Here is a 13959-nt window from a genome sequence, read left to right as displayed (position 1 = left end):
TCGGATCAGTTGACCCAGGAGCAAAGAGATGCTGAAGTAAAGTGAGTAAGCGGAACTAGGAATATAAAGAACGCCTGGCCAAGGATACAATGATATCGAACTTTTGCAATTCTGAGATTTCAAGCTGCTCACGGACGAATACTGAGTACAAAGATAGCAATCGCAATGGTTCTCACAAATCTAGAGCATTTTTTCGATGGACGAGCCGGCGGATTTTGATCGCCGCACTGGGCATCGCCTTGATGCCGTTGGCGCACGCAACGCAGCAAAATTCTCCGCTGAGCGAACCCGTCGGAGTGGAAGCGTTGATGGCCCGAATAGGGCCACCATCTGACGAGGCTGTCGACGAGTTCAAAAAAGCCGGAATGGAAGATGTCAGACCACACATGCTAACTGCCGCCGAGCGAGCTAAGATTGAGGCCGTGCTGGTTTCCCTGCCTACTCTGAACAGGCGGGTGCTCGAGAACGATATGCACCTCCTCGCGTTTGTCGACGGCATTCCGGGTGAAGGCACGGGGCTGACTTCGCAAACTGCAAAGACAGGGTTCTATGAAATTACGCTTCGCGCCAGCATTTTGGAAGAGTCGCTTTCGACTTTTCTAACAACCAAAGAGCGCAGGGTCTTCACAGACGATGGTTCCGGCATTACAGTCACGGTCGAAGGTACAGGCACCGATGCTCTGACTTACGTGCTGCTTCATGAATCCACGCATGTGATGGACAGGATTTGCGGCATCACGACGGAGCCGCGCAGCCGATTTGTTGCCGATATCTGGACGAGTCAAAGAAGGATGGTCCCCCAGCTGGCGTCTTCGGTCGCGGCGACAACGTTCTTCCGTGGAGGGCGCCCGTTTGCGGTTAGGCAGGCTGCAACCTTATACGATGCGCTTGCTCAGACTCCATTTGTGAGTTTATATGCGACGGCGTCAGCCCAAGAGGATTTTGCGGAGCTCGTTGCGTGGCATCAGGTCCTGAAGCAACATCATGGAGATCTGGTCATACAAGTGAACGATGTGAACGCAAAGACCCTGAGACGCTGGGAGCCGTTGATCTTCCCATAAGTACAGAAGCGCTTCGCGGAGGTAGACAAACTTCTTGCGCCGCACACCCACTGTGGCGGTCTGTCGTCGTTCAAGAACGGACCTGGGACAGCCTAGTCAGAATCCCGGGCACGCTCCTTCCCCACCCTCAACCAACCGATACGCGAATATTGATGCTTCACAAGGAAAGACTATTAGCCCTCTGTCTTTTCCACTCGCAAGTCATCAAGCTGAAGGCACAGTGGGTAAAAGTTGGAACCACGTTGGCAAGATATCGGTCGCAGCATCCCTGACATGCGCCATCTGAGTCGGTCAACAGCCAAGGTGACTATCTCAAGGATGTGGTGGTGGCAGGACGACCAAGACTTGCTAACATTCTCGATCGACTCTGACCACTGCATCTCGTGTCACCTCTTAACCCGATGCCTAGGCAGCGTGCTTAAAATCACGACAGTGATTCCGCGCTTTTTCGAGTTCCTGATCTATATCGACGGGCCGGATTTTGTTTCAATAAGGATACGGCCCGATGCTGTGCAGATCGATATCGCCACATATGTATGAGACGGCGGGATAAGTCAGACGCTTTTCAATGGCATCCGGGGTGTCTGTCCAGAACTGACTGGGCTGATCAAAACCAGCGAGCAAACTGCAGAGACAATCTGCTTGTTGGGCCATCGAGACGTTGGTTCTCCGGACAAACAAGCTATCGCATCTCAGTATGCCCCGACTTGATTTGTTAGAGGATAAATGTCGCGCGCGGCGAAACACTTATCTTGTGGGGCCGACTAGTTGTCAGACGGGAAACACGAGAAGTTTACTGATCTCTCGAACATTTCTAAATCGGTTCCATTCATCGGCACTAAGGACAGCAACTTGGCGTATGGAATAAATAGCGCGGACAAGTGTTTTTTTTGCAGAGGAAGATTAAATGCGATCAACCATGATAAAAACTCTACTAACATTCGCGCTCTTCGGCGCGATTGCTGCAGCGGCGGAGACCGATCTACGAGTGAAGTGGCGGGTAATTTTGTGGCTAAGGGTCACACGTTACCAGCCGGCAATTATGAACTCATTGTAGATTCAGGCTTCGTGACCATGGTCAATCAGAACGACCGTAGCAAAATAATCAGAGAGGTACTTCTCTCCGCTGATCCAGCGGAGCATTATTTCAACTTGAAATTCGAGATTTGTGCTGATGCGTATTATCTCCGGTCAATTCAGGCCGGACAGCGGATCACTGAGAATCTCGAGGCATCACGCAGCCGAGGAGCGGCAAGTTGTCCAAGTCCAACTCGCTAAGCTCGTGTCATCCTTCGATAACGACAAGAACAGATCGAACATTTTATGTCATAGGTCAGACTCGGCTGGGGTTGAATGAAAAATGGTCTCAGGGAACTCGCTCACTGTTGGGCTGAAGTTCAACCTCGGTCGGTCATCTTATACACTGCTGGACCTCGGTGACATGCCGCTCTATCCCTGCTGCACTAAGGTGTCGCCCCATAAAAAGCACTTGCTTGTGACGACGTTCGTCGTGCAACAAGTCGGCACTTCCGTCGATTCCTTCAAGTTTCGACTCTATGCCACCGCCGCGGTTATTGTCCTTCCCAAGTTGTTTCCCTTTACTGACGCCCGCTGCGGCGACTCTCCCTCTTCTGAGGCTTCGGCGATTGAGTCGCCCGAACGACCACGCTGTTCTTGCGCTCGATCAAGGGGTTGCCGACCTTCGAGGTTGGCGCATTGCCGACTACAAGGTCGCGGTTAAACTCGCTTCGCTCCTGCTGGCGCTCCGCCGGTCGGCCACGCATTGGTCTTGGGAGTCCTGCTAGCACGAGAGAATGCACCGCAGGGCAAGCGAACCTGGCTTCCCGCAGCTGGGGTGCACCTATCGGTTTCTTCTTTTCTCGTGCCACCTTTCTCACGTGCTGTCAAAAAGGCCCAGCAGCGTGCAGCTCCTAAGACGCCGCTGTCGGCTGCCGTTATTTGCCAGCGGTATCCTCGCTCTGCTCGGCTTCTATATGTGCGTCTCACGATCGTCGAGGCCTAGTCTCGCCGCCACATGTATCGACCTTAGTTTGGCGGGTTTGTTCGTGGGGGCTAAAGGTCTTTCCTTAGGTACGGGAAAGCTCCAGAGGACGGTTCGCAATAGCTTGTTCGAAGGCACGCTCGATCGCTTCGGGGGCAACGTCGAGCCCACGGCGCTTCGCGATCACTTCGCTGAAGTACGGCGCCTTCTCGAGATACGACGGGGTGCGCAGAACTTTTTGAATTGACTCGTGGAGGCTATCGATACTGATGTTATCCACTTCCAGAAACTCGCCGACTCCGTGATAAGCGATGCGGGTTGCGACGCCGGGCTGGTCATAGCTAATGGGAATGGCCACCATGGGCACGCCCTGTATGAGCGCCTCAAGCGCCGTATTGAGTCCGGCGTGCGTAATGCAGAGCGCGGAATGCTTGAGAAGCTCCATCTGAGGCGCTTTGTCGACGACGATGACGTTGGACGGGATGACACCGAGATCGGCGAGCTCGATGTTGCTGCCTTTGGCGAGGACGACTTGGATTTCGGGCATGAGTCCGACTGCCTCAGCGCGAAGATCTGCGAAGAGTCACGCTGCTCAGAATCATTGGATCGCAGAACGCCTACTCGACCGCTCAGGAGTTCCGGTCACCCATCTGCGTCCGACCTTATTTTCTGAATGGATCATGTATATGGCAGGTGCCATCCGGGATAAGAAGATCCTCCCCCTCGCATTTGGCGACGCCCGGTACGCCCCTGCCGCAGGAGAAGACCTCGGCAGAGTCATCGCCGCCATCCTCAAGGATCCAGCCCAACACGCCTGAAAGACCTATCCGCTCTATGGTCCTAAGGAACTGAGCCAGTACGAAATTGCGGACATGCTGACGCAGGTCTTGGGAAACAAAATCACCTACATCCCTATGGAGATAGAAGCGTTCAAGACTCTCTTAAAAGAGTGGATTTACGCCATACTTCCAACAGCACATGGGATACGTCTGCCAGGATTGCCTCGACGGAGTCTTCTCCGGAACCAACGACATGGTGAAGAAGCTCACCGGCCGGGATCCACTCGAGATGATGGACTACATAGTCAAGAACGAGGCGCTGTTTCGCGCGCCTGTTGCCGTACACGAATAATCTTCAAGCTTTATCTATTGGAGAAAACTATGAAGGTAATGGCAGTCGGCACATTGAAGCCTCTCTCGCAGGAACAACGACAGCAATATGAACGTCGACTCGGTCGACGAGGCGGACAAGCTTCTTAAAGGCCTGCCACTTGGGCAAGCTAATCTGTTGACCTTTGAGCTGATGCCGATCGGACCTCTGCTGCCTCTCGGTATGTTGTGACTCCAAAATCGCAATGATGCACAAAGAAGTCGTCTAGATCAGGAATGAGGATTGCAGATGACCTCCGCGCTCTTTCTCGGATTCGTGGCGTTGATGACAGCATTCGTCGTCGCGATGATTGACCGTTACATCAATCGTCGAGTCGCACTTGGCGTGCTGGCTGGCCTCGTCGTATGGTTTCTCTACGCCGGCCTGATGGCACACTTCGGCATTCTCGGGTAATTCAAAAATGCGGCGGCCGGGAATCGCTTTCATCGTGGGTCCTGTCCTTTTGTTCCTCATCTTTGTCATTGTGCGACCGTCTATTAGCGCACAGGGCATACTGGCCTTTCCGCTCTGGCTAATCCTGGGCACGCAATGCTTTCGCGTCGGCGTGGAGTTGTTCCTGCATCAGCTCTGGATCGAGGGCCTGGTACCGAAGATGCTGACGTTCGGTGGAGCCAACGTCGACATTTATATAGGACTGTCGGCACCCCTGATTGCATGGTTGTCGATACGCGAACGATGGGGGCTCAAACTTGCGGGCGCCTGGAACATCCTGGGGCTTCTCGCACTGCTAAATGTTGTCACTCGCGCCGTACTGACAGCTCCCGGACCACTCCATCTTATCCACTCCGAAATTCCCGATCGAATGATAAGTACATTTCCGTTCCTGCTCATTCCAGGATTCTTGGTACCGCTTGCCGTCGTTCTGCACTTGCTTGCAATTCGTGCCATTGGAAGTCGATTACGCACGGGGAATAGAACAAATTCGATCGATGCGTTACGAGTCCGCTCGGGCTCGGGGTCAACATCCGTTTGAAGATCCCGTAACAGTTTTACAAATCTGAGTAACCCGAATTCATTCCTTGCTTTAGCGCGCCGAGCACCGAGGTTGTAATACCGGAGGAGTGCCAGTCCATACCGATCACGGCACCATATGCCTCGAATCAGAACGGATCGCTCAGTCGCGTAAGGAACTCGGATTGCCCGTAGTTCAGGATGACCTGTTCGGCGATGGCAGTCCCCAGCTCTGTCATCCGGCTGGCGAGCCAAGGAGGCACACGTCCGCCGTGAAGTGGAAGATCGGCAGTACCTGAGCGCTTCATATCGTCGCCTCGTTGACTATTTTCGCTCTTTATTCGCTTCAAATCAAGCGACGCTCGATCGTTGTCTGCAGATCCAATCGCCGCTGTACCCGTTCCCGCAGGCTCTTTGCATCAAAAGGAGCCCGCACCTTCGTGTCGTTATCAAAGTAAACATAAATATCGCGTGCCGAAATCTTCCTGCACCGTTCCCCGCAAGCGAACCGGCCACTCGGCGCATCCTCTCCTCCCGCCCAAGCAGCGACACGGTCGGCCCAGAGATCAAGTGCTGCATCGCCGTAGCCGCTGGCGTAAAGCTGTTCCGACCCATGTAGCCTGCAATAGACGAAGTCGGTAGTCACGTCCATCAATAAGGGCCACTCCACCGTGTCGGCCACGACCGAGCAAATGCGATGTCGTCGTAGTAGTTGAATGAACTCCGGGACAGCAAAACTCTCGTGCCGAATTTCGACGCAATGCCGGATCTCCTGCTTTGCGGTTCCTCCTTCGACTGTTGTATGCGCCCGGCCATGCAACTTCGGCCCATGTGCGCCTGCGAGTTGAGCTGCTTGCTTCATCGTCCTCGGTAGCATTTTGAAGAAAGTCTCCAGCTTTACTGGATCGAATACAAACTGTGGCGGAAACTGCCATAGCACCGGGCCCAGCTTCTTCCCAAGACGCAGAACCCCTTGTGCGAAAAAGTTCGCAAGAGCTTCTTCAACGTCCCGGAGCTTTTTCATATGCGTGATGAAGCGGGATCCCTTCACCGCGAAGACAAAATCATCTGGCGTCTCTGCGGCCCATTTTGCGAAGTATTCGGGCTTCTGAAGGGAGTAGTGCGTCCCGTTGATCTCAATGGAGTTGAAGTTGTTCGCCGCGAACGTTAGCTCGCTGCGTTGCGGCAGTTTCGGCGGATAGAACACGCCCCGCCAACCAGCATAGCGCCATCCTGAAATACCAATATGAACTTTACCGGCCACTAATATGGTTTCCTTCCACCCGTTGCGGGGAACACTTCCGCGGTGACATAGCTTGCATCGTCCCACGGATCGATGCCCACGGCGATTCTCCCTTGCCATGCTGTGATGCGCTCACCGCAACAAACGTTCCAGGGTGCATTGTGCAGATACGACTGACCGCTGTACTAGGCCTTAAATCCGCAGTTGTTGATACATGAAGTTCTCTTCATCCACTATTCTAGAACTGGCCATGTACGCGGGAGTCTATCCAAATCAGGAGATCAGCATGAGCACTACCGAAAAAAAGCCAAAGAAGGCGGCAAAGAAAACAGCGGGAGGCGAGGAGAAAACACCCGCCGCGCCAGCGGTTAGGGCCACAAGTACACCAAAGTCTGGCTCTGCCAAGTCTAGCAACGAAGCAGCTTCATCAAAATCGCGCCGGGAGCCAAGTCACGAAGAGGTATCCTCGTTGGCGCATCGGTTTTTCGAGCAACGTGGAAGGCAGCACGGCTCTCACGAGCAGGATTGGTTCCGGGCTGAGCAAGAGTTAGCCGCGATTCCCTAGCGCTCAGCATGAAGCGGCTCTCTAAACTTGAGGGCCGCTGATGATTCTTAGGACGCAATTGTCGACGAGTAGTAGTTGACCCTGGCGGGTAGCTTCGACTCCTTTACCTTATATAGGAGCACACCCTCAATCATTCGTCAGCAAGCAACGCCGACTCCATCGAACCAAATACTCAATACCAATGTTGATGAGCCCGCCAACTCGTGAGAAGCGGAGTCGGCGGCCTCGATTTCCGGTGACCATTTCTCGTATGTTCCTTATGGCAACCGCGCAAGATCTAAGGCTTCGATGCAAATTTCATGCATTTTGTGGGACATCGTACGGTGCGTACGAAAGCACGAGTACCCTTCCTCCGTTCTAGTGAACCGATCTCTGACTGTTTTCGGAGCGGAGCACTGATATTCAAATCTTCGAGCCATGTGCCGTCGCTGATCTCCCCCGCGAAGAAAGTTTTCCCGCACTGAAGCCAAGCATGGACGGCAATCTTTACGTCCCGGCCGCTCGCGTACTCCTCTTTGAATCTGCTATGCCACCGCACTGTGCTGATATGAATATTGCGGGATTGAAAATCCACTGTTTTACCGAACACCAAGGCGCGACGGCGGGACTGGTCGGTCATGTATGAGCCACTGTTTTAAGGAGTAGGATATTTGCTCGAATCGAGAGGACAAAAGCATGAGGAAAGCAGAACCCGCAAAGCTGCCCGATAAAAAGACACCTCCAAAACTGATAATGAAGCGCACGAAGGACGGCGGAACGGAAATCGGTCCAATTCCACCACCGGTCCCCGAGCCGAAGATCCCGAAGAAGTGAGGCTCATGACTCACCCCGCTGCGCTATGACATACAGTCCGCCCAGAACCGCCCGATAACCTTCCTAAGCGCCAATGCTCAACGCCTTCCTCACTCGCTACTTCCTCTCTGGATATAGCGGAACAATCTGCGATGCTAAGCTCCACGGTGGAGCGGATGGGCTGAGTTCCTGTAATCTGTGAGGTTCTGATGAACCGACATATGATCTGACGGCTCAGGAACCCTTTGCTTGAGAATGCCGCTGACCCTGTTCATTTGTGCCACGCAGATTCTCAGACTCTGGTCGCTATTCCTTGTATGGCAAGTTCCGCTGATCGTTCATCAACGGATTTATGGTTGGAGAGCAATTGAATAGCTCGTGCTTCTACCACCCTCGGCATTGCGCTTCAGGACACCTTGGTGGACGAGGGCAAGGATGTCGCGAGTGGCCGTATCCTGTGAGCACTTCGCCAGCTTCGCCCACTTTGACGTCGTGAGTTTTCCCTCAAATCCGTCCAGAAGGCGATTGAGGACGAGCCTCTGGCGCTCATTGAGGGAAACGGCGGCGATGGATTCACAGAAGCGGGCTTTGACAAGTACGGTCGCGAGGGTCGTTTGCGCGCCGTTAATGGCATGACCCAGACAGTCGAGAAACCATGCCATCCAATTCGTGATGTCCATCGTGCCGCGCTGGGCCTGCTCAAGATGATCGTAGTAAGCGCGTCGTTCTTGTTGGATCTGCGCCGACATGCTGTAGAAGCGCCGTGAACTTCGTTCCGACCGAGCAAGACTCATATCTGCGATAGCGCGCGCGATGCGGCCATTGCCATCGTCGAATGGATGAATTGTTACGAACCAGAGATGGGCCAGGGAGGCTTTCACGACCCAGTCTTTTTCGTTGGCTTCGTTGAACCAGTCGAGAAAGGTCTGCATCTCGTGATTCAGCAGCTTGGCGACCGGCGCCTCGAAGTGAACATGTTGCCGGCCTACCGGACCTGAGACTACTTGCATGGGACCTTCAGCATCGTTGCGCCAATTGCCGACAGCGATCTTCTTCATTCCGCTCCGGCCGGTTGGGAAGAGCGAGGCATGCCATCCAAAGAGCCGCTCCCCAGTCAGGGGCTCGTCATATTGGCGCGTCGCATCGAGCATCATCTCGACCACACCCTCGACGTTTCGATCGACGGTCTGGAGGCCGCCGATATCCATGCCCAGTCGTCTTGCGATGGAGGACCGAACCAGTTCTTCGTTGAGCTTTTCGCCCTCGATCTCACTGCTCTTGAGAACGTCTTCCGTGAGGGTCATCAAGAGGGCCTCCTGCTGAAGCCGAAAGCCGAGATTTTCCATCCGGCCCAGTAATCGCCCCTGTTCATGGCGCACGGTAGCTAGTGGTTCAATCAGGCGTTTGCGATCCCAATCGAAGTTGGGACAGGCCTTGAGCTCATGGATGTACCTGCTCAATCTCCGCACCCCTTGCGGAGATTATAGGCCTAATCTCCGCATTAGGAAAGATTGTCTCCGCGGGACATGCGGAGATAACTTGGGCAAATCTCCGCAAAAAATCGCTAACGAACCCACGACCTCTGCCTTAAGGCAGAGGTCGTGGGCAGAGGTCTACAGGAAAGAGGTCGTGGGTTCGATAAGGGTGCAATAAGGGTTACTTTGGGTGTCTCAGGGCGCTAAAGGAGCCATCCGCTACGCCTGTTTCCAATAAGTTACGTATTTCCAGTTCACTGTCACGGCAGAGGTCGCGGGTTCGAGCCCCGGCTTCCCCCGCCATAAACCAAAGAAAATAAAAGGTTTATGGCACAGTGACAAGATTAGTTGTAGCCCGCGAGGGTGCTGAAGGGTGCTGAGAGTTTACGGCACCTTTTTTGCTGCCTTCTAATGAGTGGGCTTCCCGTCGCGAGGGTGCGGGCGAGGGTGCTGAAAGCCTGGTCTTGCCGGCCTCAATCACCATCTCCATGACTTTATTGTTGGCCTCACGTTTGGTCGCTGAGATCGCCCGTGTATAGATGTCGAGGGTGATCCGCGAGTTCGCGTGACGCACGAGTTCCTGGGCTGTCTTCAGATCCGCACCAGCCGCTCTCAGGTTCGTCGCCAGAGAGTGACGGAAGCTGTGCCATCCGATTCTCTTCCCTGTAATCTTCGCCCGGACGAGTGCGGGGCGAATGATCTTTTTCAGAATCATGTCGGGAGTCACCGGCGTTCTTCCCTCATTTCGAACTGACGGAAAGAGAAAATCGTCGTCGCCGTTGTACAGCGACTCCCTCCTCCAGGCGTCGAGACACTCGACGACTGACGTGTGCAATGGAACAGGTTTTGGGCTCGCTTCGGTCTTGGTATCCCCGAAGCGGCCCCGAACGCACGAGCGAAGGACGTTGACCTGCATCAGGAGCGTGTCGACATCTCGCCATGTAAGGGCAACAAGTTCCGACCGTCGCAAACCCGTACTCCCCGCCAAAATCACCATCGCTTTACGCGAAGTGGCAGTTCGTCCACCAAGGCTGCGAATTCGGCGGGCGTCAGTACATCTGGCTCCCGAAGCCGCATTGACGAAGCCCGAACCTTGGTGATGGGGTTGCGAAGCATCCATTCATACCGGATGGCATGGTTGAAGACCGCAGACATGATGTTCCGAATTTTGCTCCTTGTGGCCGGAGCGTATTGGAGAGAGTGTAGCCACTCTTCGACTTCCACGGTTCGAACATCTGACAACCACTTCTCACCCCACTTCGGAGCGATGTGGTTGGTCAGATAGATCGAGGTTGATGCAATCGTGGCGAATGCTTTCTTATTCTCGGTTAACTCGTGTTTGCGATAGTGGGCGATGAGTTCAGAGACCGTAAAGGGAACTCTGACCTCGACGTTGATGTTTGCGCGAAAGTCGGCCACGGCCTGCTCCGCATCCCGGCGTGAAGGAAGATCCTTCACTGTGCCGAGGTTGCGTTTCTTGCATGTGCGCTTACCGCTGGTCTCGTCATACCAGCGAAACACCCATACGTCCGGACCGCTTTTACGCTTCTGTTTCAAGAGACTTCCTTGTTGAAAACGGCTCATGCTGTTCTCCTCGCATGAGCGCTGATGACTGTCTCGATGGTACTCCCGGGCGGTCGCCGTTCCGAGCTGATTGTACGGGCTTCAACCCACTGTAGAAGCTCATGTTCTACGAAGCGCCAGAGCTTCCGTTCGCCCTCTCCCATAGGATGAGCCGGGACTTGGCCGAGACGTGCCCATCGAACTAGCGTCCGCCTATCCATGCGGAGCATTTGTGCAGCTTCGTGTGCATCGAGAAGGTAATGCGTCTGTGCCATTGGGCCACTCCAAAGCCAAGCGTCGAAATGCGTCATCATCAAGACTTCTGAGGTCTGCCGCTCAACACTCGAATTGAGCCAATGATCGTGACAAGTGTGGCTACACGTCCAATGAAAATCAGGGTGAGCGTTATTCCAACTAGGAATACGAGCTGTGCCGAGCAGCGCAATCCATAGCAAGCAGCACCGCAAACGTCCTAGAAGGCTTGGGTCCTAATTGACGATTGACTGCCGTCCATCTGCTTGCCGTCTCCCACTGATGAGTTCGAAGAACGGTCATAGCCCTCCTATGTACAAACTCGGCGGCGCGGGATTGAGCCATGCCCATTGAAGAGGTCTCCTGGTTGGTAAAGGAGAGATTGTGCCATACACCACCTTCGGACTAACCGTAAAAACTACAGGTCTAGAGCCGTGAAATTATCCGGTACAGTCTGGTAACAACTGGGAAGCATCGCTTCATGACCTGGCAATCCCGCCCGGACTATTTGCAGGAAAGTGATTCATTTCTTGTGAAGAATAGACATTGATAGTTGTAGGCTGATACCGCACGATCGCTCCAAAGCGGCGCATTCGACAAGACCACTCTCCCCATGGGGCGTACCCTCTTTAGGAGAGAGCCCTTTGTTGCTGTCGCCTATCGTTTTAGATTAACTACTAAAAGCAAGTGACCAGCCAGGCGGCTGTAGGAGAGTATGACAACAAAGCGAACGAGCGTCCTGGAACGCTATTTCTATCTCTTCATGTCGTTGTTGATTACGGTCGTTGTTGTCTACGGCTTTAGCTATACCATCAACGAAAATCTGCTCCATCCTCGTGTCCGGCCTCCGCAGATCGTTTATCTGCACTCCTTTGTCTTCTCTGCGTGGTTGCTTTTTTTCATCCTGCAATCCGCCCTTGTACGCTCGCGCAATGTGCGTCTGCATCGCACGCTGGGCTGGGTAGGCGCTGGGCTCGCGGTCTCCATCGTCGTCCTCGGCTATACGACGTCGACCGCCGTTCTGAAATTGGCGATTCAGCGCCAAGTTCCATTTCCAACCGTATCCTTCTTGATTGTTGAAGTGATGGAGTTGGTCTGCTTTGCGGTTCCATTTGCTTTGGCGATCTATTGGCGCAGGCGTCCAGATTTTCATCGCCGTCTTATGCTGATCGCCACATGTGCACTCACGGAAGCAGCTTTCGGACGCATTCCAAGTCTGCCCAACCTCTTTGCTCCAGCTGGGGTGGATGCTTTGATTCTCTTAGGCGTACTCCGAGACATGATCGTGGAACGCCGTATTCACAGGGTCTATCTCTATGCTCTCCCCACGATGATCTTCATGCAAGTCATCGCAGAGTATACGTACGCTCACCAATCAACCTGGTGGATCGAAATCGGCAACTACCTCGTACGATGATGCAGTTGACTTTTAGCTTGGCGCGATATCGCCTGGCCGCTGCGGAGCGTGAAGAGGAGGCTGACCCAGACGAGTGGTAAGGGTTACTGCGTACCCAAGCGACATCGGGAAGATCAAAGCTGCGACGAAAACTTCCCCCGTTTTGTTACTATTCCATGGTTCCGTATCGGAATCTGACGGACCGCCAATCATGTCAGGTCAGCTTGGCGGCGAACTGCTGTTGAAGCAAGCTTGCAATGTCTTGAGGGACCTCGTCGGCCAAAAAGTGTGCATGTCCGGGGAGCTGGACAAACTGATACGGCCCAGAGCAGAAGTTCGCCGTATTTACAGCCGACTCTTTCAATAAAAATGGATCCTGGCTTCCCCAGATATAGGTCACCGGCGCAGTGACAACCGTGCCATCCTCAGCCGTGAAGTTCTCGGCGCGATACCAGTTCAATGCGGCAGTCAATGCGCCAGGATCGTTCTGAAACCGACTTACAAACAACGTTGCATCCGGCACCACTCCGCCATAGGAACCGTAGAAATTGGCCAACATGAATGCTTCCCCTCCACTTCCTTGCAATACGGAAATGTAGCTAGATGCCGCCTGCTGGGGATTTCCGCTCATGTTATACGCGGCCGCGAAGGCGTTTTTATGTGGCGTCGAAAGTACTGTCGTAGAAATCAACAGCTCCGGGTGCTGCTCTGCAACAGCCCACGTTACCGAACCACCCATATCGTGACCGACGAGATGAAACTTCGTATTGTTCCCAGTTTGGGTTAAGAGCGTAGCCGCCATTCCCACAATATCGGAAACAAGATTGGCAATGGCATAGTCCGCTATTGAGTCTGGACGAGCTCCCGCTGAATAGCCTCGCTGATCGACAGCCACCGCGTAATATCCAAGCGCTCCCAGTGACTCTAGTACCGGTATCCATGCTTCCTTGAATTCTGGAAATCCATGGAGACACAATACCAGCTCACCAGTCGTTGGACCGCAGGTAATCGCGTAAAATACAAAGGGTCCAACCGGGAGAAGGAGGTTTTGTATCGTAGGTGCAGCGGCATTCAATCTTGTAGCCGCACTGGCAGATGTCGTGGAAACGGATCCGAGTCCGAGTGCGCCTGCGAACAGTCCAGTCCCTTTTAGCAATACTCTCCGATTGAACACGTGTCCTCCCAACAATCGCTAACCTTCGACCAACGAACACCAAAAACTCCACGCCTTTTGTGCAATGGCGGCTAGCCTATTAATGTCAATGTGACAAGTTGCCTTAATTTAAGGCAGGCCTTAGCTGTGAGTTTGAGGTACGGCCGCGTAGGCTTCGTACAGTATCGCCGCATTTTACGGTCTGGCCAATCTTGAAACCATTAGGCGTCGACCTGCAAAATATGCAGGTATCTCACTTTTCTCTTACCTACTCTATTGGCGCCACGTTCGATCGGCGATCATTCTCTATTGTTCACGCATTATCCAAGTACAGAG

Annotated in this window: 14 protein-coding genes and 1 pseudogene; 6 read left to right on the top strand and 9 right to left on the bottom strand. The window is 53.7% G+C overall.

Going from position 1 to position 13959, the window contains the following annotated elements; all coding sequences use genetic code 11:
- Window positions 1-215 precede the first annotated feature (215 nt).
- The gene (locus tag HDF14_RS19160; protein WP_183979871.1) at window positions 216-1061 is read left to right on the top strand and encodes a hypothetical protein; all 846 of its coding nucleotides are present in this window, start codon (window positions 216-218) and stop codon (window positions 1059-1061) included.
- A 1598-nt stretch (window positions 1062-2659) separates the two neighbouring features.
- On the opposite strand, the gene HDF14_RS19155 is transcribed toward HDF14_RS19160, so the two are convergent.
- Window positions 2660-2845 (bottom strand): hypothetical protein, encoded by a 186-nt coding sequence (locus tag HDF14_RS19155; RefSeq protein WP_183979869.1) that lies wholly within the window; start codon window positions 2843-2845, stop codon window positions 2660-2662.
- Window positions 2846-3148: 303 nt separating this feature from the next.
- Complete coding sequence (locus HDF14_RS19150; protein WP_260698405.1) at window positions 3149-3610, bottom strand: glycosyltransferase; 462 nt, start codon at window positions 3608-3610, stop codon at window positions 3149-3151.
- Between HDF14_RS19150 and HDF14_RS19145 the strand changes: the two genes are divergently transcribed.
- From HDF14_RS19145 to HDF14_RS19135, 3 genes are all read left to right on the top strand, one after another.
- The gene (locus HDF14_RS19145; protein ID WP_183979867.1) at window positions 3609-3881 is read left to right on the top strand and encodes a hypothetical protein; all 273 of its coding nucleotides are present in this window, start codon (window positions 3609-3611) and stop codon (window positions 3879-3881) included. The genes HDF14_RS19150 and HDF14_RS19145 overlap by 2 nt on opposite strands.
- A gap of 160 nt (window positions 3882-4041) precedes the next feature.
- A complete protein-coding gene (locus tag HDF14_RS19140; RefSeq protein WP_183979865.1) occupies window positions 4042-4194 on the top strand; it encodes a hypothetical protein in 153 nt (50 codons plus the stop codon).
- Between the two features lie 267 nt (window positions 4195-4461).
- Window positions 4462-4626: a hypothetical protein gene (locus HDF14_RS19135; protein ID WP_183979863.1), complete on the top strand. Its 165-nt coding sequence runs from the start codon at window positions 4462-4464 to the stop codon at window positions 4624-4626.
- Window positions 4627-5222: 596 nt separating this feature from the next.
- Here the strand turns inward: HDF14_RS19135 and HDF14_RS26810 are convergent.
- Window positions 5223-5492 (bottom strand): annotated as a pseudogene (locus HDF14_RS26810) (DUF763 domain-containing protein).
- A gap of 38 nt (window positions 5493-5530) precedes the next feature.
- Entirely contained in the window at window positions 5531-6448 is a 918-nt protein-coding gene (locus tag HDF14_RS19125; protein ID WP_313899634.1) for a DUF72 domain-containing protein, read from the bottom strand.
- A gap of 193 nt (window positions 6449-6641) precedes the next feature.
- On the opposite strand from HDF14_RS19125, the gene HDF14_RS27685 reads away from it, so the two are divergent.
- The gene (locus HDF14_RS27685; RefSeq protein ID WP_183979861.1) at window positions 6642-6992 is read left to right on the top strand and encodes a DUF2934 domain-containing protein; all 351 of its coding nucleotides are present in this window, start codon (window positions 6642-6644) and stop codon (window positions 6990-6992) included.
- 1142 nt (window positions 6993-8134) lie between these two features.
- Here HDF14_RS27685 and HDF14_RS19115 read toward each other — a convergent pair.
- From HDF14_RS19115 to HDF14_RS27680, 4 genes are all read right to left on the bottom strand, one after another.
- A complete protein-coding gene (locus tag HDF14_RS19115) occupies window positions 8135-9253 on the bottom strand; it encodes a Fic family protein (protein ID WP_313899633.1) in 1119 nt (372 codons plus the stop codon).
- A gap of 331 nt (window positions 9254-9584) precedes the next feature.
- Entirely contained in the window at window positions 9585-10229 is a 645-nt protein-coding gene (locus HDF14_RS26805) for a tyrosine-type recombinase/integrase (protein WP_260698404.1), read from the bottom strand.
- A gap of 20 nt (window positions 10230-10249) precedes the next feature.
- Window positions 10250-10843, bottom strand: a complete 594-nt coding sequence (locus HDF14_RS26800; RefSeq protein ID WP_260698403.1) for a hypothetical protein — start codon at window positions 10841-10843, stop codon at window positions 10250-10252.
- Window positions 10840-11097, bottom strand: a complete 258-nt coding sequence (locus HDF14_RS27680) for a helix-turn-helix domain-containing protein (protein ID WP_183979857.1) — start codon at window positions 11095-11097, stop codon at window positions 10840-10842. The genes HDF14_RS26800 and HDF14_RS27680 overlap by 4 nt, the downstream gene beginning before the upstream one ends.
- Before the next feature lie 692 nt (window positions 11098-11789).
- On the opposite strand from HDF14_RS27680, the gene HDF14_RS19100 reads away from it, so the two are divergent.
- Window positions 11790-12491 carry a hypothetical protein gene (locus HDF14_RS19100; RefSeq protein WP_183979855.1) on the top strand — a complete coding sequence of 234 codons (702 nt, stop codon included), beginning with the start codon at window positions 11790-11792 and terminating at the stop codon, window positions 12489-12491.
- A gap of 193 nt (window positions 12492-12684) precedes the next feature.
- On the opposite strand, the gene HDF14_RS19095 is transcribed toward HDF14_RS19100, so the two are convergent.
- The gene (locus tag HDF14_RS19095) at window positions 12685-13644 is read right to left on the bottom strand and encodes an alpha/beta fold hydrolase (protein WP_313899632.1); all 960 of its coding nucleotides are present in this window, start codon (window positions 13642-13644) and stop codon (window positions 12685-12687) included.
- Between the last annotated feature and the right edge of the window lie 315 nt (window positions 13645-13959).

It is taken from the genome of Tunturiibacter gelidiferens, from assembly GCF_014201335.1.
In the GTDB taxonomy this organism is placed as follows: Bacteria; Acidobacteriota; Terriglobia; order Terriglobales; family Acidobacteriaceae; genus Edaphobacter; species Edaphobacter lichenicola_E.
The sequence above is the reverse complement of the archived record's forward strand: the minus strand, read 5'-3'. Positions and strand labels throughout refer to the sequence as shown.

What these genes read in the sequence shown, in the direction of transcription:
- HDF14_RS19155 (WP_183979869.1), bottom strand. Translation starts at nt 2,845, where the DNA reads ATGCGTGGCCGACCGGCGGAGCGCCAGCAGGAGCGAAGCGAGTTTAAC.
- HDF14_RS19145 (WP_183979867.1), top strand. Translation starts at nt 3,609, where the DNA reads ATGAGTCCGACTGCCTCAGCGCGAAGATCTGCGAAGAGTCACGCTGCT.
- HDF14_RS19150 (WP_260698405.1), bottom strand. Translation starts at nt 3,610, where the DNA reads ATGCCCGAAATCCAAGTCGTCCTCGCCAAAGGCAGCAACATCGAGCTC.
- HDF14_RS19140 (WP_183979865.1), top strand. Translation starts at nt 4,042, where the DNA reads ATGGGATACGTCTGCCAGGATTGCCTCGACGGAGTCTTCTCCGGAACC.
- HDF14_RS19135 (WP_183979863.1), top strand. Translation starts at nt 4,462, where the DNA reads ATGACCTCCGCGCTCTTTCTCGGATTCGTGGCGTTGATGACAGCATTC.
- HDF14_RS27685 (WP_183979861.1), top strand. Translation starts at nt 6,642, where the DNA reads ATGAAGTTCTCTTCATCCACTATTCTAGAACTGGCCATGTACGCGGGA.
- HDF14_RS26800 (WP_260698403.1), bottom strand. Translation starts at nt 10,843, where the DNA reads ATGAGCCGTTTTCAACAAGGAAGTCTCTTGAAACAGAAGCGTAAAAGC.
- HDF14_RS27680 (WP_183979857.1), bottom strand. Translation starts at nt 11,097, where the DNA reads ATGGCACAGACGCATTACCTTCTCGATGCACACGAAGCTGCACAAATG.
- HDF14_RS19100 (WP_183979855.1), top strand. Translation starts at nt 11,790, where the DNA reads ATGACAACAAAGCGAACGAGCGTCCTGGAACGCTATTTCTATCTCTTC.